The sequence below is a fragment of the Dokdonia sp. LLG6352-1 genome (assembly GCF_045055815.1).
GTDB classification, from domain to species: domain Bacteria; phylum Bacteroidota; class Bacteroidia; order Flavobacteriales; family Flavobacteriaceae; genus Dokdonia; species Dokdonia donghaensis.
On record NZ_CP159329.1, the window covers coordinates 2,513,661 to 2,535,480 of the forward strand.

At 38.0% G+C, this 21,820-nt stretch carries 22 protein-coding genes; 7 read left to right on the forward strand and 15 right to left on the reverse strand.

The features are described 5' to 3' along the window. Window positions 1–60 precede the first annotated feature (60 nt). The 3 genes from ABVM49_RS11275 to yajC are packed head-to-tail and all read left to right on the forward strand — an operon-like array spanning window position 61 to window position 1,779. The gene (locus tag ABVM49_RS11275; RefSeq protein ID WP_035324872.1) at window positions 61–972 is read left to right on the forward strand and encodes a transcription antitermination protein NusB; all 912 of its coding nucleotides are present in this window, start codon (window positions 61–63) and stop codon (window positions 970–972) included. A 47-nt stretch (window positions 973–1,019) separates the two neighbouring features. Then, on the forward strand, window positions 1,020–1,478 hold the full coding sequence (locus tag ABVM49_RS11280) for a DUF1573 domain-containing protein (RefSeq protein ID WP_021778969.1): 459 nt from the start codon (window positions 1,020–1,022) through the stop codon (window positions 1,476–1,478). Window positions 1,479–1,482: 4 nt separating this feature from the next. Next, window positions 1,483–1,779 carry a preprotein translocase subunit YajC gene (gene yajC, locus ABVM49_RS11285; protein ID WP_021778970.1) on the forward strand — a complete coding sequence of 99 codons (297 nt, stop codon included), beginning with the start codon at window positions 1,483–1,485 and terminating at the stop codon, window positions 1,777–1,779. 228 nt (window positions 1,780–2,007) lie between these two features. Here yajC and ABVM49_RS11290 read toward each other — a convergent pair whose 3' ends face one another. The 7 genes from ABVM49_RS11290 to ABVM49_RS11320 form a co-directional block, all read right to left on the reverse strand. Next, window positions 2,008–2,589 carry a superoxide dismutase family protein gene (locus ABVM49_RS11290; protein ID WP_052084128.1) on the reverse strand — a complete coding sequence of 194 codons (582 nt, stop codon included), beginning with the start codon at window positions 2,587–2,589 and terminating at the stop codon, window positions 2,008–2,010. 84 nt (window positions 2,590–2,673) lie between these two features. Beyond that, a complete protein-coding gene (locus ABVM49_RS11295; RefSeq protein ID WP_375251994.1) occupies window positions 2,674–3,420 on the reverse strand; it encodes an LVIVD repeat-containing protein in 747 nt (248 codons plus the stop codon). Window positions 3,421–3,425: 5 nt separating this feature from the next. Further along, the gene (locus tag ABVM49_RS11300) at window positions 3,426–3,929 is read right to left on the reverse strand and encodes a hypothetical protein (RefSeq protein ID WP_375251993.1); all 504 of its coding nucleotides are present in this window, start codon (window positions 3,927–3,929) and stop codon (window positions 3,426–3,428) included. A 78-nt stretch (window positions 3,930–4,007) separates the two neighbouring features. After that, window positions 4,008–4,439 carry a YdeI/OmpD-associated family protein gene (locus ABVM49_RS11305; RefSeq protein ID WP_405201988.1) on the reverse strand — a complete coding sequence of 144 codons (432 nt, stop codon included), beginning with the start codon at window positions 4,437–4,439 and terminating at the stop codon, window positions 4,008–4,010. Window positions 4,440–4,544: 105 nt separating this feature from the next. Further along, the gene (locus ABVM49_RS11310) at window positions 4,545–5,759 is read right to left on the reverse strand and encodes an alpha/beta fold hydrolase (RefSeq protein ID WP_405201989.1); all 1,215 of its coding nucleotides are present in this window, start codon (window positions 5,757–5,759) and stop codon (window positions 4,545–4,547) included. 226 nt (window positions 5,760–5,985) lie between these two features. Beyond that, window positions 5,986–6,669 carry a DUF2490 domain-containing protein gene (locus ABVM49_RS11315; RefSeq protein WP_405201991.1) on the reverse strand — a complete coding sequence of 228 codons (684 nt, stop codon included), beginning with the start codon at window positions 6,667–6,669 and terminating at the stop codon, window positions 5,986–5,988. Window positions 6,670–6,676: 7 nt separating this feature from the next. Next, window positions 6,677–9,871, reverse strand: coding sequence for a WD40/YVTN/BNR-like repeat-containing protein (locus tag ABVM49_RS11320; protein WP_405201993.1), 3,195 nt, complete (start codon window positions 9,869–9,871; stop codon window positions 6,677–6,679). 249 nt (window positions 9,872–10,120) lie between these two features. Between ABVM49_RS11320 and ABVM49_RS11325 the strand changes: the two genes are divergently transcribed. The 3 genes from ABVM49_RS11325 to ABVM49_RS11335 all read left to right on the forward strand — a co-directional run bounded on the left by ABVM49_RS11325 (window position 10,121) and on the right by ABVM49_RS11335 (window position 13,446). Next, entirely contained in the window at window positions 10,121–10,714 is a 594-nt protein-coding gene (locus ABVM49_RS11325; RefSeq protein WP_375253614.1) for a fasciclin domain-containing protein, read from the forward strand. 87 nt (window positions 10,715–10,801) lie between these two features. Beyond that, complete coding sequence (locus ABVM49_RS11330) at window positions 10,802–11,923, forward strand: vWA domain-containing protein (protein ID WP_405201994.1); 1,122 nt, start codon at window positions 10,802–10,804, stop codon at window positions 11,921–11,923. Between the two features lie 56 nt (window positions 11,924–11,979). After that, window positions 11,980–13,446 carry a magnesium chelatase gene (locus ABVM49_RS11335; RefSeq protein WP_405201995.1) on the forward strand — a complete coding sequence of 489 codons (1,467 nt, stop codon included), beginning with the start codon at window positions 11,980–11,982 and terminating at the stop codon, window positions 13,444–13,446. A gap of 149 nt (window positions 13,447–13,595) precedes the next feature. On the opposite strand, the gene ABVM49_RS11340 is transcribed toward ABVM49_RS11335, so the two are convergent. From ABVM49_RS11340 to ABVM49_RS11365, 6 genes are all read right to left on the reverse strand, one after another. Next, window positions 13,596–13,976 (reverse strand): LysM peptidoglycan-binding domain-containing protein, encoded by a 381-nt coding sequence (locus tag ABVM49_RS11340; protein ID WP_405201996.1) that lies wholly within the window; start codon window positions 13,974–13,976, stop codon window positions 13,596–13,598. 62 nt (window positions 13,977–14,038) lie between these two features. Beyond that, window positions 14,039–14,854, reverse strand: coding sequence for a head GIN domain-containing protein (locus ABVM49_RS11345; protein WP_380031152.1), 816 nt, complete (start codon window positions 14,852–14,854; stop codon window positions 14,039–14,041). Next, window positions 14,851–15,936, reverse strand: coding sequence for an acyloxyacyl hydrolase (locus ABVM49_RS11350; RefSeq protein WP_405201997.1), 1,086 nt, complete (start codon window positions 15,934–15,936; stop codon window positions 14,851–14,853). Before ABVM49_RS11350 ends, ABVM49_RS11345 begins: the two co-directional genes overlap by 4 nt. Before the next feature lie 103 nt (window positions 15,937–16,039). Further along, window positions 16,040–16,741 carry a hypothetical protein gene (locus ABVM49_RS11355; RefSeq protein WP_021778984.1) on the reverse strand — a complete coding sequence of 234 codons (702 nt, stop codon included), beginning with the start codon at window positions 16,739–16,741 and terminating at the stop codon, window positions 16,040–16,042. 137 nt (window positions 16,742–16,878) lie between these two features. Then, a complete protein-coding gene (locus ABVM49_RS11360) occupies window positions 16,879–17,460 on the reverse strand; it encodes an adenylosuccinate lyase (RefSeq protein WP_405201998.1) in 582 nt (193 codons plus the stop codon). An 8-nt stretch (window positions 17,461–17,468) separates the two neighbouring features. Beyond that, on the reverse strand, window positions 17,469–18,149 hold the full coding sequence (locus ABVM49_RS11365; RefSeq protein ID WP_405201999.1) for an SIR2 family NAD-dependent protein deacylase: 681 nt from the start codon (window positions 18,147–18,149) through the stop codon (window positions 17,469–17,471). 62 nt (window positions 18,150–18,211) lie between these two features. Between ABVM49_RS11365 and ABVM49_RS11370 the strand changes: the two genes are divergently transcribed. Continuing rightward, window positions 18,212–18,868: a TrmH family RNA methyltransferase gene (locus tag ABVM49_RS11370; protein ID WP_405202000.1), complete on the forward strand. Its 657-nt coding sequence runs from the start codon at window positions 18,212–18,214 to the stop codon at window positions 18,866–18,868. A gap of 37 nt (window positions 18,869–18,905) precedes the next feature. Here the strand turns inward: ABVM49_RS11370 and ABVM49_RS11375 are convergent, their stop codons facing one another. Continuing rightward, window positions 18,906–19,712, reverse strand: coding sequence for a carboxypeptidase-like regulatory domain-containing protein (locus tag ABVM49_RS11375; RefSeq protein ID WP_375253408.1), 807 nt, complete (start codon window positions 19,710–19,712; stop codon window positions 18,906–18,908). A 77-nt stretch (window positions 19,713–19,789) separates the two neighbouring features. Next, entirely contained in the window at window positions 19,790–21,718 is a 1,929-nt protein-coding gene (locus tag ABVM49_RS11380) for a DEAD/DEAH box helicase (protein ID WP_405202001.1), read from the reverse strand. Window positions 21,719–21,820: the final 102 nt, after the last annotated feature.

Here is a 21,820-nt window from a genome sequence, read left to right on the forward strand (position 1 = left end):
TTATAACTATAAAAGTTCTTTGTCGCTATGTTAAACAGACGCCATATCCGTGTCAAAGTAATGCAAACCATTTACGCCCTAGGGAGTAAGGAGCAGTTTGATCTTCAAAATGAGGATAAATTTACGGTTGAGAGTATGAACCAGATGTACAATCTGTATCTCTTAATGCTAGATTTAATGGTGGAGGTTCACGCTTTCGCGAAAGCGGAACAAGAAAAAATCTCTAAAAAGATTCTAGCTACCGAAGAAGAAAAAAATCCCAACACAAAATTCATTAACAACCAGGTCTTGACAAAACTGTCTGACAATGCTGAGTTGCGTGATGAAATAAGCAAGCGTAAGCTCAAACACTGGAGACAGAATGATGAGTATGTTGCTATCATATATAACGAGATTGTAGCAAGTGATCGCTATGCCTCATATATGGAAGAGGAGGAGACTACCTTTAAAATTGATAGAAAGTTTGTGGTAGATATCTATACAGAGATTATAGCGCCTAATGACAAGCTATACGATTATATAGAAGATGCACGCCTTACCTGGATAGATGACTTGCCTATGATTAATATGGCAGTGTTAAGAAGACTGGGTAAGCTTAAACCAGCATCACCAGAGTCTTCATTACTACCTAGCTTATTTAAAAATGAGGAGGATGTACATTTTGGTACAGAGTTACTAGAGAAGACGGTTGCAAATGAGACTTTTCTAGCAAACGAGATTACAGAAAACACACCAAACTGGGATAAAGAACGTATCGCAGATGTAGATATGGTGCTTATAAAGATGGCACTTTGTGAGTTCTTAAAATTTCCTACCATACCTGTAAAAGTGACTATAAATGAGTACTTAGAAATCTCTAAGGAATACTCAACACCTAAGAGTAGCATCTTTATAAACGGTATACTCGATAAGCTTGTAAAACAATATGAGCGAGAAAAAAGGTTAAAGAAAGAGGGTAGAGGTTTAAAATAGTATACTTTTTCTTATTTTTACGAATCATTATTTATAAAAAAACAACAATGAAAAAAGGTTTATTAGTATTAGGAGTACTTTCGGCTATGGTGTTTACTTCTTGTAAAGAAGATGCAGCAAGCAAAGTAAAAGAAGAAAATGTTGAAGTTGCAGCTGCAAGAGACGCACAAGCTACAACATACCCAGTGATTACTTTTGATGAGACTGAATTTGATTTTGGAAACATTGAAAAGGGAAATACTGTAGAGCACAAATTTACATTTACTAACACAGGTAAAGCACCACTTGTAATTGTAGACGCAAAGAGCTCTTGTGGATGTACAGTACCAGAATATTCTAAAAATCCAGTTGCACCAGGTGAGAAAGGTGAGCTTCTTGTAAAATACAACGGTAGCGGTACTAACCAAGTAACTAAAACTGTAACAATTAAAGCAAATACTGAGAGAGGTACAGAGACTGTAAAGATCAAAGCATTTGTAAACCCTGCTGCTGGAGCAGCTAAATAATATGATGGATCTTTTTAACGGAATAGGCGGTCCTATTCTATTATTTACGGTGTTTATAATATTCTTTATAGTATTACCACAACGTAAGAAACTTAAACAAGAAAAGAACTTTGATAAAGATCTTAAAAAGGGTGATCGTGTAATTACAAAAAGTGGTCTACACGGCAAGATTTTAGAACTTAATGATAATGGTACTTGTGTATTGGAAACAATGTCTGGTAAAATGAAGTTTGAAAGATCTGCACTATCTATTGAGATGACACAAGCGCTTAATAAAAGTGTTGTAGAAGCAAAGAAATAGTCTTTTCTAAATTACTATAGATAAAGCCCTCGCAATTGCGAGGGCTTTTTTATGTCTTCTATTTCTATTATTTAATAGGGTCTATCTTCACACTAACTTATAGGTATGGATGAGATTATACGAGCATTACCTAAGTAATAAATAGGCTTGCATACTAATAGAATATGGCTCATAAAAAAAATGCTCTTGCGGTAAGCAAGAGCATTTTACTTTTTATAGTGTAATTAATTATTTAATAATACCACCGCAAGAAATTCTTGCTCCTGCAGCACCACTAGGTTGTGATGTAAAATCATCTGTACCTTGGTGTACGATAATTGCTTTACCTACAACATCTTTTTTAGGATCTCCGCAACCAATACACCACTGGTCTGTGCTCATTGTGATAGTTCCGTTTCCGTTTTCATCTGCCGGGAAGTTACCTATATCACCTTTATGATATCCCTCTGCTGCGCCCCACTTACCGTGTTGCTCGTTTGTAGGGTTCCAGTGTCCTCCTGTAGATTTTCCATCTGCACTTGAACAGTCTGCCTTGTCGTGTATGTGTATGGCGTGCATACCTTCATCTAGTCCACCTATTACGGCTGTAAATTTTACAACACCATCTTCTTCTTTAAAAACAACACTTCCAGAAGCTTTACTGTCACTCTTAGGTTCAAGTTTTAAAGTGAGTTTTTGCATCTCTGGCATAACTTCAACTTCTTCTACTTCAACAACCTCTATTACTTCTTCACTTTCTTTTTTGTCACCTTTACAACTCGCTAGTGTGGCTAGAGAAAGTAAGGCTATTGTCATAAATCTGTATTTCATCATCTTTTGGTTTTGATAATTAGTAATTAATTAGCTCTAATATACCACGACAACTTAAGAAATACTAAGATTTTATAAAACCTTTTAGATACTTATGGTGCTTAATTGTGATGTGTTTGTGATATCTTGAGCATCAAGGCTATATTGATATACACCAGTTTCTCCCACGGCTATGAGTAAATCTCCTTGTATAATCACATCAAAAGCAAGCTTATCTATAGCGTGTACTAGTGTAGACTCTGCAGGATTTGACACATCAAATATTTTAATCTCATCATCACATACGATAAGGTAATCACCATAAAGACCTAACCCTTTTGGGAATGTAAGTTCGCGCACATTGATGAGAACAGGATTAAGAACATCTGTCACATCATACACCTCTAGTTGATTTACAAAACCATTACAGCCCAAGTCACTCCATAGGGTTACAAATGCATATTGATCATTTGCAACCACAGGATCACAAGAAGTAAAATGTTGTACTGAAGATAATTGTTCTGGAAACTCTGGACTATCTACACCATAGATAAACATACCGTTACGAGATCCTATATAGAGGTAATTTCTGTAGCTAAATAAAGTCTCGATATCAAAACCTATGCGTACAGTGTTTACTAATACAGGTTCTGATGTATTTGTGATGTTAAATACATTTAGATCTTCATTATCTACCGTGTAGAGATAATTTCCTTTTATAACAAAGGTTGCAAGTGAGCCACCTTGACCTACACTATCTGCTGTGCTTAAAGATTCACCACTGCTAGTCCCGTCAGAACTACATCCTAGTGCAACAATCACTAGGGCAATTATATATATATACTTTTTCATCTTATTTAATCTTCAAGTTCGTAATCAATGATAATTTCTCCATCTGGGATATTGTGTACAAAGCCATCTGGAGACACTTTAGGAGGAAAAACTTCTCTAATGCGTTTTGTTACCTGCAGGTTTGCTGTTTGCTTATCATAAGTAACAGCAATAAGGTCTACAGCTTGATTTATGTAGTATACCTCATTCTTTATAGCAAGATCTGTAGCTCCAGGTGCTTTTATATAAGCAAGAGCAACTGGAGAAGAAGGGTTCTCGTTATCAAAAACGTGAAAGCCCTTGTTCTTTTCGTTTACAAACAGTAAACCATTAAATACATAGATTTTACCCGAGTTTATAATGCTTCTAGCGTCTTCGAGAGTGACGCTGGCCTCAAACGTAGGGCGATCAAGAGTAATCGCATCATAGTTTGTTAATAGATCAACAGTATCTACATCATCGCTGGTTCTGTCTGTGACGCAGCTTAGAGAGGTGATACATACAAGTAGTAGGATACACAAATGTTTCATATAATATAGTTTTTACTCTAGATGCAATAACTGCATATACGTTGCGCGTGATTGTCAATACTTTACAATTATTTAATATTAGCCTGTTTTAAATAGTTGTCTTGGGTCACGTATACCTCGTTTAAGATTTTCAAAGAGTATAAGCATTTTATCTACTTGTGTTTGCTCACTTTTATAGCGCTTTACTTGATAGATAAGACCTCTTTTTTTACCATCTGTAAGCGATTCAAAAATTGACGCACCGTCTGGGTCGCTATCATAAACTGCGTCAAAAGCCTCTGGAGTAACTACACCATACTTAGTGTTATCTTCTATGAGTTGGATACTAAAGATGTCTAAAGGCCCAATTTTTAAAGTTTTATGATGCTGTTTTCCAAATAGTACCCAGTAGACACCTTTCATTTTACGTAAAGCAATATGTGTTTCTAGTGTATTTGTATCATTACTTGCTTTAAGCAAGACCCGCTTATGTCCAGCATTAGACCACTCATCACCCAATTTTTTAGGCAATATAAAGCCTCCTTTTTGGAGTTGTACTTGTATGACTTGTGATTTTTTGATGCTGTGGCGTTTTTAGTTTTATGGTTATGAGTACGCTTTCGCGAAAGCGTAACCCTATCTAAGTGTAGTTAATACTTGAGTCTCGCTATGAAGGGTTTTGTGTACTGGACATTTATCTGCTATTTGTAAAAGACGATTGAGTTGCTTCTCATCAAGATCTGAAGTGATTTTAATCTCACGGTGAAAGGTATCAATCTTTGCCGAAGGGTTTTCTTCACAGTCAACACAATCTCGAGCGTGGGTTTTACTATAACTTGTGTGTACCTCAACATTTTCTACCGCCCACTTTTTGCGTCTTGCATACATCTGTATGGTCATTGCGGTACAGGCAGAAAGACTACCTGCGAGCAACTCATATGGGGTAGGGCCATAGTCGTTTCCGCCTACGCGTACAGGCTCATCTGCCTTCATATGGTGATTACCCAGTTTTAATAAGGTTGTAAACCCATCTTCTTCATCTAGGCTTGCCACCACTTGAAAGGTGGTTTTTATGGTCTCTTGGACAGGTTGTGGTATATATCTCGCAGCCCATCCAGCTATAATTTTACCTACGTAAGCAGCATTTTCTTTGTCAATAAGTAAATGCTCAGATCCATCCAGAGTTACAAAACTCTTAGGGTGATGCGCGGCGTTGTATATTTCTTCGGCATTTTTTATAGAAACTGTTGCATCTTGTGGGGAGTGGAGTATAAGTAAAGCCTCGTGAAGGTTACCAGCAGCTTCTACACAAGAGTTTTCTTCTAGGTTATCTATAAACTGCTTTTTAAAAGTAAAGTCACGCCCTGCGAGTTTTACATTAGCCTGACCTTTATCTTTTATTACTGAAAGCTGAGAGCCTAGTTGCTTTTGTACGTGTACTGGATTGCTAGGAGCCCCTATAGTTGCGACAGCCTTTATCGTATCAATCTTACCACCTGCAAAAATTGCTGCAGCACCACCTAGCGAGTGTCCCACAAGTAGAGAGGGCGCTTTGTATTCTTTGGCAAGAAAATCTGCAGCGCTTATGAGATCATCTACATTACTGGAGAAGTTTGTATCTGCAAAGTCACCATCACTGTCACCTAAACCCGTAAAATCAAACCGTAGCACGCCAAAACCTTGAGAGGCAAGTGCTCTACTTACATTGCGCACAGCACTAAAATCTTTTGTACAGGTAAAGCAATGTGCAAAAATGGCAAAGTTATGTGGGTCTTGATTTGCCGGTAGATCTAATCTTCCAGCCAATACTTCTCCGTGTGCATTTGTGAAGTTTATTTTACTTGATCTCATAATACGTAGTATATTTAATGGTTGTAGCTCTTCTGTCGAAGGAAATCTAGCAACCTATCTTTAAAGAATTTAATGTACGATTATTACGTGTAATTAATATACAATAAAGGTTATCCTTCTTGTTTTTTACACTTTTATCATATTTTTCTATTCCGCTTTCGCGAAAGCGTAAAAAAGAAAACCCCAATCATAAGATTGAGGTTTTTTAATCATTATAGGGATGTTATCATCCTTCTTTCTTTCGCCAGTCTGTTTTTATAAAAACAGCGAGTTGAAACCTGTCATAGGTGTCTACCGCAAAATCATTTTTGAGATATCCCATTTGTGCACTTAGATTCTCGCTAAAGTTATGTCCTAAAGCGCCGTACAGTCTATTCTGCCCAAAAAAGTCATTCTGCAGATTTATAAAAATCTCATCATATGCGGTTAAGAACCATTTATCATTAAGAGGATAGGTTACTCGTAAAAAGTAACGCGCTCTATGCTCTGTTGTGTTCTCACCAGCAGGTCTATTTATAAAACGTTGCTCTAGTCGATATCTATGGCTAAAGTTAAATTTGCCAAGACTATTTTTAAGAACAAACTGCTCGTACAGACGATTTTCATTTACATTCTCTTCACCTGCAAACTCAAGAAAGTTTGTATCTGTGGTGATGTTACCATACCCAAAAGATGCCATAGCCTTGTCTGATATATGGTAGTTAAGAGCCGTACGCAGGAGTAACTGATTAAAGTTACTCCCAAACTCATACGTTCTATACTGTGCCTCTGCGTGTATGCTTAGCTTTTCAGATATTCTATTATTTGTGAATATCATTGCCCACGCGCCTAGATCATCTTCGCCACGGTCTTGGGCTTGTAATGATATAAGAGATGAGAATAATAGTAATGAGGCTAAAAGCTTTTTCATACTTAGTTTAGTTTAGTTTAAACGTTTTTATCTCTTTAAAGCTTCTTACATCCATAGCTTTAAGCGTAGTTTCAAATGGTGTCCACTCAGTGCTAAAGAATGTATTAGTCTTCTCTAGCGCGCTCTGTAGCTCATTACGTGCGTGTGACATAAGAGTAGTCTCTGTCGTAGTAAGTCCGTTAGGGCGACTACGTACATAACCACTGGCAGCACCTATACGATTCATCACTGTGATTTCTGGATTACGTGTGATACCTTGCCTTTTATCTACCTTACCTATGTATAATGCGATTACTTCATCTATGCGCTTGTCCATATCTTTTATAGAGGCTAGCTCATCTTTATAGGCCTTTTTATCATCAAGTTTATTAATCATTTTCTTGTAATCATTTGCAAGGTTCTTGCTCTCTACAAGTTGTTTTACAGCATCTGCGGCTACTTGAGTCATCGCTTCAAGATCTTTGGCAGCATTGTAACTATCGTCTATTGCTTTTTGCGGCACATCGTACCTTGGATCGCTCTCTACTGTGATAGCGCTCTCGCTTGTTTGATCTCCATACTGCATTACAAGCTTGTACGTTCCCGGTTTTACAGAAACCCCTCTAGGTTCATTTTTGCGTTTTCTTATGCTTCTAGATGGGCGATCACCACCAGACTCATTCATATACCAAGTAGTTTTATAAATACCTGTGCTGTCTGGAGTTTTCCACTTGAGGTGACGTATCTGTCTAGCACCATCATATATTTTAAGGTGGATAGAATCCCAAGTTACTTTTGCCTCATCTGCTTCTTCGGCATCTTTATCGTCGCCTTTTTTCTTTTTATCTACTTTTTGTTTAGTTACATAGTAAGCGATTTGCGCACCGCTTTTTCTGTTCTCACCGTTATAGATGGCATCTGCTCCAAAACGACTTCCCGTAGGTTGCTGGTATGATGCGTCATATGCAGTAGGAGGGGTGAAGAGTTGTAGCTTTCGCGAAAGCGTACTTCTATCACTCGCTATCTTACGCAGTGGTCGTATATCATCAAGAACCCAGGCTGCACGTCCAAAGGTCCCAATGACAAGATCGTGCTCTCTAGGATGAATTACTAAATCTTTTACCGAAGTAGTAGGGAATCCTTTAGTCCATTTCTGCCAGTTGTTACCTGCATCAATAGACACATAAAGACCGTCATCTGTACCTAAGAACAAAAGATTCTTTTCTTCTGGATCTTCTATAATTGATAACGCATAACTCTGTACATCATTCTCGTCTACAATGCGCGTCCAGCTTTTACCATAATTTGTAGTTCTGTAGGCATAAGGGGTGTAATTAAAGCGTCTATAGTCGTTTGCAACTAGAAGCGCTTCTCCTTTATTCTTATCACTTGCTTTAATTTGTACAATCCAGCTTCCTTTAGGTAAACCTTTTAAGTTATTAGACACTTCTGTGTATGATGATCCGCCATTTGTAGTATAATGTACACGGCCATCGTCTGTCCCTACCCAAAACATATCTTTTTCAAGCGGAGAAGGTTCTATAACAAGTATGGTAGTGTGATTTTCTGCACCAGTGGCATCCATAGTAAGACCACCAGATTCAGATTGCTTTTGTTTCTCTGGGTCGTTTGTAGTAAGGTCTGGAGAAATTACTTCCCAAGTGAGTCCCTTATCTGTAGACTTGTGTACAAACTGACTACCAAAGTATATGGTACTGTTATCAAAAGGATCAATATTAATAGCACTGTTCCAGTTAAAACGAAGTTTTACATCTGCATCTGGGTGCGTAGGCTTAACACCATAGTTATTTCCTGTTTTGTAATCATAACGGCTCACAAACCCCTGCTGACTCATAGACCACCCGTACTGGCTATCATCGCGATCTGGCACTACGTCAAAACCATCTCCAAAAGAGATTTCTTGCCAGTAATCGTTTCGTATTCCTTGAGCTTTCCACACGTAAGCAGGTCCTCTCCACGATCCATTATCTTGCATACCTCCATATACATTATAAGGAAACTCATTATCTACATTAATGTGATAAAACTGAGCTACAGGTAAGTTACCTATAAAGCGCCACGTCTTACCACCATCTTTTGTGATGTTAAGACCACCGTCATTACCGTCCATCATAAACTTACCGTTATTAGGGTGTATCCACCAGGCGTGGTGATCTGGGTGCACGCCGTTATCTACTCCGTAAGCGCCCATAAGTTGGTCAAAATTCTTCCCACCATCTTCAGAAACGTTTACATAGGTAAATACAGAAAACACACGATTTTCATTTTGAGGATCTACGTGTATATCACTATAGTAAAATGGTCTGTTGCCTATATCACTTTTGTCATTAATCTTTTTCCAATTAAAGCCGCCATCATTAGAGCGGTACAATGCATTCTTTTTTGCTTCTACAAGCGCATAAACCACGTTAGGGCTTCCGGGAGCAATAGAGAGACCTATACGACCTAGTTCTCCTTTAGGAAGTCCATCTTGATCTGTAAGCTCTTTCCAAGTGTCACCACCATCGTGCGTCATATACATACCAGAACCTTCACCACCAGACTTAAAGAACCAAGGGTCACGTTTGTGCTCCCACATTGCTACAATAAGTTTATTAGGATTTGTAGGGTCCATAACCATATCTGCCACACCAGACTTGATGTTTGTAAATAAAATCTTGTTCCAAGTCTTACCGCCATCTGTAGTTTTAAAAACGCCACGCTCTGGGTGTTCTCCCCAAGGAGAACCTATAGCGCCCACATAAACCACATCTGGATTAGTAGGATCTATAATAACACGGTGTATGTGACGGGTTTTTTCTAATCCCATAGATTGCCACGTCTTACCGCCATCTAGTGATTTATAAACACCATAACCACCATTAAGGGAGTTACGTGGGTTTCCTTCACCTGTACCTACCCATATCACAGATGGATTAGATTGTTGTATCGCTACAGCTCCTATAGATGCTGTAAGCTCGTTTTCAAAAACAGGATCCCATTTTATACCGCCAGAAGTAGATTTCCATAAACCTCCAGAAGCTGTACCTACGTACATTACATCTGGATTATCTGTAACCACATCTATAGCAGTCACACGACCAGACATACCGCCTGGGCCTATGTTACGGGGTTGTACATCCTTGAGCAAGGACATATCAAGTTTTTGAGCAGATACTACTGTGCAGATGCATAGCAGTAGGAGTGAGAAGAGTTGTTTCATTATAAAATTTTGGTTGAATTATAATGACCTTTCGGTCAAGGGACTAAAGTTAAATAAAAGACAATCTTAATTTCTTAAATAGTTGTTAATGGATACGCTATGTTTTAAAGGTTTTATTCACGCTTTCGCGAAAGCGCAATTATATCTCTAATAAAGCGTTATGAAATAATTAACAAGATATTGGTATAACATTAGCTTTTTGTTTAAGAATATGAACATATCTTTGAACAAATAAAAAAACCAATAATTATGAAAAAGACTTTATTAATGGCAGCAACAGCAGGTTTATTATTTGCTTCTTGCGCCGAAGGAACTAAAGAAAAAGCAACAGAAACTAATGAGGAAGTTGCACAAGCAGTAGTAGAGCTAGAAGAGCCTGTAGTAGAAGAGCAGGGAACAATAGTGGATATCGCTGTAGGTAATGAAAATTTTACAACACTAGTAACAGCTGTAAAAGCAGCAGGACTTGTAGAAACTTTATCTAGTACGGGACCATTTACTGTATTTGCACCTACAAATGATGCTTTTGCAAAACTTCCTGAAGGAACTGTAGGTACTCTAGTAAAGCCAGAAAACAAAGCAATGTTAACAGATATCTTAACCTACCACGTAGTAGCTGGTGAGTATATGGCTGGAGACGTAGTTGCTGCTATTAAAAAGAACAATGGTTCTTTTAGTACAAACACTGTGATGGGAGAACAAATTACTTTAATGATGGACGGAGAAAACGTTGTTATTAAAGATGCAAAAGGCGGGACATCTGTAATTATTATGACAGATGTAGATGCTTCAAACGGAGTAATACACGCTATAGACACTGTAATTATGCCTAAAGGGAAGTAATTACAACCCACATTTAATAAAGAATTAAGAAGCGCCTCAGTAGGGGCGCTTTTTTATTGACCTATTAGGTAGTAATTTTATACAGCTATGAGAAAACAACAAAATAGGAGCGGTTTTGTATTCAAAACCTATGACGCTCCGCAAAAATCCCTTTTTGACCAGCTGCTTGATATATTTCAAGAGCTCATCACCCACACCTCTGGTGATTTTGACGAGGCGATGGACTGGCTTAAAGAGCTTGATAAAGAATATAAACTCACAAATGATGAGTATACCTTAGACGACTTTGTACAGGAGCTTAAAGACAAAGGCTACATACGAGAAGAAATTAAGCCAGACGGTAATAACGGTACGGCTATCACAGAGAAGACAGAGCGCGCCATACGTAAGAGAGCCCTAGATCAAATTTTTGGGAAGCTTAAGAAGAGCTCTCAGGGTAACCACAGGTCAAAACTTAACGGTAGAGGTGATGAGCATACTGGTGATTATCGCGAGTATCGTTTTGGTGATGGGCTAGAGCGTATCTCTATGACAGAAAGTTTACGCAATGCCCAAATTAATAATGGCGCAGAAGATTTCCGCTTACGCGAAAGCGACCTAGTGGTAGAAGAAACCCACTTTAAGGCGCAAATGAGTACCGTACTTATGATAGATATATCGCACAGTATGATACTCTATGGAGAAGACCGTATTACTCCAGCCAAAAAGGTAGCGATGGCACTTGCACAGCTCATCACAACCAGGTATCCCAAAGACTCTTTAGATATTATCGTCTATGGTAATGATGCCTGGCCTATCAAAATTAAAGATTTACCGTATTTGCAAGTGGGTCCTTATCACACTAACACAGTAGCAGGTCTTAATCTCGCTATGGATATCTTGAGGCGTAAGCGTAACTCAAATAAACAGATCTTTAATGTTACAGATGGTAAACCGTCTTGTATAAAGCTTAAAGATGGGCGCTACTATAAAAATCCAAATGGACTAGACGAGTATATTGTAAACAAGTGTTACAGTATGGCTAGACAAGCACGTAAGCTTCATATCCCTATCACAACATTTATGATTGCAAATGACCCTTACCTGCAACAGTTTGTAGATAATTTTACTGAGGCAAACCAAGGTAAAGCGTTCTATACAGGACTACAAGGTCTAGGGGAGATGATCTTTCAAGATTATGAAAGCAACAGAAAGAAGAGAATAAAATAATTGTAAAAAAAAAGAATAGATACCTCATTGTGAGATGAGGTAAAACAAGAATAGCTATGAATCATACAGAAATAAAAACACTAGGAGCTCTTAAAAAAGCATCGTGGACATCTAGAAGTATAAAAGAAGAATTGCGCGAGCATCTTATATCAAAATTACAAGCTGGTACACCTACATTTACAGGTATACACGGTTATGAGCATACGGTTATACCAGAACTAGAAAGAGCCATATTAAGTAAACATAATATCAATTTATTAGGGTTACGTGGCCAGGCAAAAACTAGACTTGCACGTCAAATGGCAAACTTACTTGACGAATGGATGCCTATAGTAGCAGGTTCAGAAATTAATGATGATCCACTTAATCCTATCTCGAGGTATGCTACAGAGCTTATTAAGGAAAAAGGAGATGACACACCTATAGACTGGGTGCATAGATCTGAGCGCTTTGCAGAGAAGCTCGCAACACCAGATGTGACTGTTGCAGATATAGTAGGTGACGTAGATCCTATAAAGGCAGCAAACCTTAAATTGAGTTATGCAGACGACCGCGTGATACACTACGGAATGATTCCTCGTGCAAACAGGTCAATTTTTGTAATCAACGAGTTACCAGATTTACAAGCACGTATACAAGTGGCCTTGTTTAATATACTACAAGAAGGCGATATTCAAATACGCGGCTTTAAATTGAGACTACCACTTGATATGCAGTTTGTTTTTACTGCAAATCCAGAAGATTATACAAACAGAGGAAGCATAGTTACTCCACTTAAAGACCGTATAGGCTCTCAAATACTTACTCACTATCCAGAAACAGTGGCTATCGCCCGTACTATAACAGATCAAGAAGCAAATCTAGACGAACGTCAGAAAACTAAAGTGCACGTACCTAACCTAGTAAAAGATCTTATAGAAGAGATAGGTTTTGTTGCTAGAGAGAGCGAGTATATAGATGAAAAGAGTGGTATAAGTGCACGTATGAGTATAACGGCATTTGAAAACTTAATGAGTACAGCAGAGCGTCGTATGTTGCTATCTGGAGATACAACTACTACAATACGATATTCTGATCTTATGGGCATCATTCCTGCGATTACCGGAAAGGTAGAATTAGTATATGAAGGAGAACAAGAGGGAGCAGATGAGGTTGCAAAAATTCTTATAGGTGATGCAACGCGTTCACTTTTTGATGATTATTTCCCAAAGATTGAAAAGCTTGTAAAAGATAATCAAGAAGATCCTTATGGTGATGTCTTGGCTTGGTTCTTTGAGCAAAGTGGTTTTGAACTTGAAGATAATTTGACTGACAAGGAATACAGATTAATGCTAGATAGCATTACACCTTTAGAAGAACTCGTAAATAAATATCAGCCCGAAACAGTAGAGGAGGACCGCTATTTCTTAAAAGAGTTTATCCTTTTTGGACTTGTAGAATATAAGAAACTGAGCAAGTATAAACTCACTACAGGGATGCGTTTTAATGATCTTTATGGTAATTACATCTCGGGATTAGGATAATTTTAAAATGTAAATTATTGATTTATATAATAATTGTAAGTATTTGATTTTGAATATTTAATGTTAAATTTTTAGATTAGACTAAAATGTAAAAAGCTCCTCAAAAAGGAGCTTTTTTATGAATATAATTCTTTGTGGGATGTTTTATATTATCCTAGGTTTGGAATTACTAATTCTTGATCTGGATGTATAACATCTGGGTTTTTAAGAATGTCTGTATTTGCTTCAAAGATCTCTTTGTACTTCATTGCGTCTCCATAATAATGCTTTGCAATCTTGCCTAGTGTGTCTCCACTCGCTACTGTATGACGTGCATAAACAGAAGTATCTGCAACTTTAATGTCTGCTACAATGTCACTTGGATTTTCTCCTCCAGCCGCTTTTATAGCATCCCAAAGTTGGTTTTTCTCATATTGATTTGTTGCAGTACCTGTTACGTGAAGGACTCCATTTTCTTCTTTTACATCTCCGTTCTGGATGTTAAGTTTTTCTCCTAGGTCAAGAACGTTTTGATATTTTGCTTTTACCATTATTTTAGTATTAGTGTTAATTTGTTTTTAATATACAAAGTGTTTAAGATATTGTAATTAATCTAATCCTCAAAAATTAATTGTCCTGTAAAAAGCACATTTACATCGACTAGTGGCGGTTCTGTAACAGATATAAGGTCTCCTGTGGCTTTTATAACGCCTTGCAGGCTGTTTTGAGGATTTACTACCATTTGTGCAGCACTGGTATGGTTAAAGGTCAAATCACCTATCTCAAGGTTTCTACCATTGAATTGCGGAAACTCATCGCTAAAGTTTATAGATGCCGTTTCAACACTTCCAGACATTGTAATATTACTTGATCCATTTGCAGAAACCACCAGGTTAGTACTGTTTATATGGAGCGTCACAGCACCACTTTTATTAATATCTGTAATGTTAAGACTGTTAGGAGTTGAGTTGCTCACAATAGTTAATGATTCATAGTTGAGTAAACCCTCACTGGTAATCTCAAAGGCAGACGCCTGGCGTATGCGAGTGATATTTGGTGAAGTTACAGTCACAAGTGTCCTTCCATACTCGCGTAAAAAATTACAACCATTTAGGTTCTGTAGTACAAGTGTTTCTTGTTCTACAAATAGATTGAGGTCTGGCACTAGATTTTCACCAGTTTCAACGATAACTTCTTGTTGAGGTCCTTCTTTAAGAATAACGCGTATGTCATCTTCCATTTGAATTTTTGAAAATGTATCCACATCAAGAGTATACGTTATGATATCTCCATCTGTTTGAAAACAATCATTTGCATCTTCAGAGTCGCAAGAAATTAAAATTGCTAGCAGTAGTGCGAGTAGGAAGGTGTTACGCTTTCGCGAAAGCGTATATATAGCTCTTATAAATCTCAAGTTTGTTGTCATCATAATCGTATTCCTAATCCAAATTCTACGGCCTCTGCTTTTGCTCCGTGCGTTTTTACGGCAGCAGAAACAAAGTATTTTTCTTGTATATAGTGTTTAAGCCCCACGCGCTGGTAGAACCTACCTTCAAAATCATAAGGATAGTACACATAATAACCGGCGTGCGTTATAAGTGCGGTTTTATTAAATCGCAATTCGTGACCAACAAATACGCCCGCTCGTTTCCAATCTTGGTCTTTTGTAACACCAAATGAGGGGAGGGCTACAGATAGAAACTCAATTTCGTTCTTTAAGAATTTTGAGAAAAAGAATTCTCCTCCAGCAAGAATGGTGCTTTTTTTACTCAATCTCTTATCTGCATAAGCAGTCAAGATTAAGAATGGTTCTTGACCCAGCCCTACATAATCACTCTCGTTAAGTCCCATATTAAGAGCAAAATTAAAACCTATAGGTTCTGTATAACCCTCTCTAGGTACTCTGGGAATATAGTCTGGAATCGGTTTATTTGTATAAACCACACCTGCGTTAATCGCTAGCGTGTTTGTACTAGTGTTAGGTGCTTTAAAATTACCATTTGACCCGTGTAAAAAGGTAAGTCCTGTTTGTAAAGATATTTGTGGAGTGATAGGTTGCTTGTAGTTAAGCATTACAAGTGTGGCGCTAAAAAACCTTGACCCATAAGCGTTATTTGCTACATTGGTTTCAATGTCAAAAGGATTTGTAGTATACCCGATACCTTGACCAACTCTAAACATAAGTTTCCGGTTAAGAAAGTAGAAACTGTAATGCGCTAGGGCGTTATAGGTCTTGCCTAGGTTGTCATTTTTAAGATCTTGATAGGCAAATGTAAATCCGTAGTCAGGGTAATTATATCTTCTGGACCATTCTTGATTGCCGTAGGTTTTTTTGTTATAACTTAAAATCAACCCCTCTGGATGCCCGGTTATGAGCGATGTGATGTCTTTGTTGTGTCTCAATATACTCCCATAAAAGTAGTTGAGCTCTACTTCAAAAGGATTGCTCTCTTGAGCAAACATAAAACTACAGCACAAGAGGCCTACAGCGGCTAGAAAATTTTTATACATATAAATCTGGTCGTACTGCGAATGTATAGATAATTATAATTACTATCTACATACTAAAAAAGCCGCCCAGTAGGCGGCTTTTTTAGTATGTAGGTTATTGCTTTTATAGACCTGTGTAAAATTCCATTATCTTATTAAGGTCTTCTTCGTTTTTATAATTTAAATCATTTTCATCTACGAAGGTTTTTACTTTTTCTTCTTGTGCAGCAAGAAGCTTAAGTACTTTCTTCTTTCTAAGACTGAATTTTTCAAAACTATCTTTTTTAAGAAGCATATAAAACTCTCTAGGTATGTAACGAGCAACCGTTGTACCGCGCATTGGGTTTGAGCTTCCCTCATTTATATCTACTACGTGATCTTTTAATATTTTAAATTCTGGTGTTTCAACAACAAGCTCGTAAACTTTTATGACAGCACTATTAGGTGATTCTATGTTTACAAATGTTTTACCATTGATAATAGCCTTATCAACCGCCAGAGAGTTAAATGTGTAAATAGAATCTTTATTGATTTTTGCAACAATTTTATTTCTTCTGCCGTCAAAGTTTACATTTTCAATTTTTAGATTTTCACCGGCTTTTGTTACAACCGTAGCAGCACGATCCCAATTTTCAAAAAGATAAGGTGATCCATCAATTTTTTTATCTTCAACGCGATTTGCTCCAGCTTTATATCCAAGGTTCATTTTCTGATTAAAAACAGAATTTGCAGATGTAGAAGAGCCGCCGCCGCCAAATGTATTTTGTCCAGTTGAAACTGTTGCCGTTAGTAGGAAACCAGCAATAAAAAGTGTACGTAAAATCATAAGAAGTTTTTGTGTTTAAAGCCCAAATATAACAGGATTAAGAAAGTTTTAAGTGTTAAAATCTCATCTTTAACTACTTTTAACTTTTCTTTAAACATTACATTATGTAATCGTTGATTTTACTGCGTTTGACAGTGTTAAGATTGCAGTTTGTTGAATTTTTTAATCCATTTTTTAACGTGTCTGCATCGGGCCTTAAAAGCTGCACTCCCGGTATGATATCCGTCTTCCATAATTCGTTGTAATTCAGGATGTATCCAGTCTATTTCGGTACCTAAATAAAACAGTGTAGACATAGTATAAGCCTTTACAGCGACCTTTTGATCTGTGATTAACCAGTCAAACCCGCATTCTGTAATATGATTCTTGTGATTTGATAGAAGTTTCTTTTTGGTTTCTGGATGCTTGTGTTTATAATATGAGGTGGTAAGGTATTCACAAATTTTAGCAACCGGTCTGAGAGCAGAATCTTGATAGACTGTGTGAATATGAGTTGTAAAGTAGTCAAGATGTGGGAGAATAATGGTCACATCTTCTTTTATAGCAAACTCCGCAAGCCATCCAGCACGATTAGACCTTGGGTCATCCACCATAAATAGAATTTCTAGTACGTGTCTCATTGCATCAGGATTATCAACAATAAGTTGCGCATAGTAGGCGCGCTTCTCACGACTGTGATTGACGTAGTCTAGATCTTTATAAAGCTCGTTAAGTGTCAATTGTTAGTTTATTTAGAAAGAAGTGTATCTACCACTTTTTTAACTCCTGTTGTTGCTCTCTCTGGGAGTATCGTTAGTCCCTTTTTTTGTGTAATAGATGGTGCAGGGTCAATAAAGAACACTTCTGCATCTGGTTGAGCTAGTGTAATGAGTCCGGCAGCGGGATATACTTGCATAGAGGTACCTACTATGATGATATAATCTGCCTGACTAACAATATGAGTAGCATCTTCCATAAGCGGTACTTCTTCTCCAAACCAAACAATATGTGGTCTAAGCTGGCCTCCTTGAGGACATAAATCACCAGTTTTTAAATCTTTTTTCCATTCTAAAACTTGAGATGGATCTTTACAGCTGCGCACCTTAAGTAATTCACCGTGTAGGTGTATTACTTGTGAGCTACCCGCTCTCTGGTGTAAATCATCTACATTTTGAGTGATGATATGTACATCATAGGCTTCTTCTAGTTTTACAAGATCAAGATGTCCTTGGTTAGGCAAGACTTCTAGTAGTTGCTTTCTGCGCTCATTGTAAAATCTCAAAACAAGCTCTTGGTTTGCTTTCCAGCCTTCTGGTGTGGCCACTTGCATAACATCGTGACCTTCCCAAAGACCATTTGCATCTCTAAAGGTTTTAAGACCGCTCTCTGCACTCATACCAGCGCCAGATAATACAACAACTTTTTGCATACTCCTCAATAGGTTTTTTACACTTTAAAAGTACAGTATCTTTACCCTGTAAACAATTTTTAATGGATCAAGACCTTTTAACCTACCTGCAATCTTTTTTAACCGAACGTCGCGTACAATTATTTGATAAAGTATTACGCGAGCGCACAACACATTTTACCGTTGCTGTAGAGGATGTGTATCAATTACACAACACGAGTGCTGTAATACGTAGCTGTGAATCTTTTGGAGTACAAGAACTGCACGTTATAGAGGAGGTAAACGCAAAGCGTATAGATCGTGAGATTGCTATGGGGGCTCAAAAATGGGTAGATGTAGCGCGTCACAATAGTGCTTCTAGTTGTATAAAATCACTGCGTGAGCAAGGGTATAAGATTGTTGCGACCTCACCACATAAAGATGCACACAGACTAGAAGAGTTTGATGTGACAGAGAAGGCTGCTATATTTTTTGGGAGAGAGACAGAAGGTTTAAGCGACCTCGTGATGGAGGAGGCAGACGATTTTATTTATATACCTATGGTAGGCTTTACTGAGAGTCTCAATATTTCAGTTTCGGCGGCAATAACATTACAGTATATAATGACTAAGCTCAAATCTTCGGCTGTAGACTGGAGGTTTTCTGAGCAAGAACTTTTTGATAAAAAGCTGGCCTGGACTCGTAAAATGATTAAAGATGTAGAGCGCATTGAGCAGCGCTATCTAGGTGAAAGAGGGTAGGAGTACGCTTTCGCGAAAGCGTAATTAAAATATTCTCTTAATCTTTATTTTGTAAGACTCGATACTCTTCATAACACTCACTTATGGCATCTAGAATCTGAAGGTCATTTGCAGTCATTATAAAGTTATCTGAATAACTACAATTCTTTAATATAGCATCTATATCTACACGGTCTATTTGAAGTAGAGCGCCTAGAGTCTCGCGGTCAAATTTACGTTCAAGAAGGTTACGCACTTTGTCATCTTCTTTCATCTGGCGTAGCTTGCGCAATTGTCCTTTCTTACGACTGAATATATTGTAAAGAAAATCTGCAGGGTTAAAAATAGAGCTCAGCACGCGTGACACGGCACCAGGTTGTCCTTGACCTACTTCATAACCAGAGTTAAGACCAGAAATGCTATAGCGCTGGTTGCTGTAAATAGGGATTCTCTTTGCATCTATCTCTAAGTAGCCTGTAAGTTCTATCTCTTCTACAACCACTTCTTCTAGTGCAATGCCTATCTCTGTCATTTTAATCTTTACATCTCCATATTTTATCCAGTCAGAACTTACTCTTACTTTGAGCGATTTATAACCTAAATATGAAAAGTATAGTGTATCATTTACGGCGGCCTTAATGTCAAAGTTACCTAGCTTATCTGTAGTAGCTCCTTTAAAGTTTGAAAGGTTGAGAATATTTACGTTTTGTAAAGCAATATCTGTACTGCTGCTTAAAACTTTACCTTCTATAAATCCATCTTGAAGCTCCTTTGTAGAAGTTTCTCCAGTTGGGGTTGCTGGTTCTTGCGAGTATCCTACTGTGCATACGGCAAGTAGCAATAAAAAAAGTATGGTTTTCATCATATAGAGTAGCAATTTATGCAATCCTATGAGAAAACCATACCAAAATTTAACTTTTACAATAATTCTAACACTTTAGGCTAGCTGCGACGGCGTCTTTTTCCAGAAAATGGGCTTTTGTTACCCTCTGTAGCTCTGTCTGGAGTGCGACTTGGTCCTCTACGATCTGATCTGCCTTCTGATCTACTAGATCTTTCTGAGCGATTTCTAGATCTTCCTTTATCTTCTCCATAGCTAGGCTTGCGATCACGGTCACCGCCACGACGGTCACTACGTTTTCTGTCTGATCTGTCACGATCACCACCGCTACGACGACGATCACCGCCACCGCTACGACCACCTCTAAAGCCATCATTGCCACCTCTACGGCCTCCGCCACTTCGGCCTCTTCCGCCACCGCCACGGTTACCACCGCGACCTCCGCCGCCTTGTGTCTCTTCTACACTTACACGACGACCATCAAGTTGATAATCTTCAAAGAGTGCAAGTACTTTTTCTTTATGCTCTGTATCTGTATTAAAGAATGAGAAAGCGTCTTTACAGTCTACACGGTATATCCCATCTTGACCTAAGCCTGTCATTTCTTTTAAGAAGTCCTTAAGCTTCATCCAGTCAAAATCGTCTTTACGACCTACGTTTATAAAGTAACGTGTTGTATCACCAGACTCTTCTTTAAACGCTGCAACAGCATTTTGATTAAGATCTTTTGCTTTTTTGTAGTAATTAAAGAAGCGTGTAAACTCTACCGAAAAGACTTTCTTTATAAGCTCTTCTTTAGTATTGTCTTTAAGTACTTCTTCTATTTCTGGAAGATAAGCATCAATCTCTTGGTTGATCTCTGTGTTATTTATGCTATTTGCAAGGTGAAATAACTGTACTTGTGTGATCTCTTTTCCGTCAGGAATTGTTTTTTGATCAAACTTCTTTGCTAAAATCTTTTCGAGCTGCTTGATTTTACGCATTTCACTCTTGGTCACAATAACCATAGAGGTACCAGTTTTACCAGCACGACCTGTACGACCAGAACGGTGCGTATATGTCTCTATCTCATCTGGAAGTTGGTAGTTTATAACGTGTGTAATATCATCTACATCTATACCACGTGCAGCAACATCTGTTGCAACAAGCATCTGTATTTGATTATTTCTAAAGCTCTTCATAACAAGGTCACGCTGATTCTGACTTAAGTCACCGTGTAGCGCACCTGCATTATATCCATCTTCTATAAGTTGCTCTGCAACTTTTTGAGTATCTCTCTTAGTACGACAGAATATTACCGAAAATATATCTGGATTTGCATCAGAAAGACGTTTAAGCGCTTGGTAACGATCACGTGTGTGTACAACGTAGTACTCGTGTGATACATTTTTTGCACCTTCATTTTTATGACCTACTGTAATTTCTAGTGGGTCGTGCATAAACTCTTTTGCGATACGTGCAACCTCTCTAGGCATTGTTGCGCTAAAGAGCCACGTAAGTTTATCTTCTGGAGTGTCTGCAAGAATATTTGTTATATCCTCATAGAATCCCATATTAAGCATCTCATCTGCCTCATCAAGAACACAGTAGCTTAATTTTGTAATATCTACCATACGACGACGCATCATATCTTGCATACGTCCTGGTGTAGCTACTACAATTTGAGCACCACGTGAGATCTCACGAGCTTGCTCTTGTATATTAGAACCGCCGTAAACAGCTACTACGCGCACACCTTTAATGTGTTTTGCATAAAGTTTCATCTCGTTAGTAATCTGGAGACATAGCTCACGAGTAGGCGCTATAATAAGACCTTGTGTGGTCTTGCTTGAAGCATCAATGTTTTGTAATAATGGAAAACCAAAAGCAGCAGTTTTACCTGTACCTGTTTGTGCAAGTGCAACCATATCGCGATCTTCGGCGAGTAGTTGTGGGATTGCTTCTTCTTGGATTTTTGATGGGGTTTCAAATCCCATATCGGCGATAGCCTGAAGTAAGGGCGCGTTTAGGCCCAGTTGATCAAATGTCATAAGACAAAATTTTAATAAGTTATCGTGCTGTAGGAAGCGCAACGACTTATTAACCAATTGCTTCAATCAACACGTGCCATAAATAGTGGCCGTACCTCACCC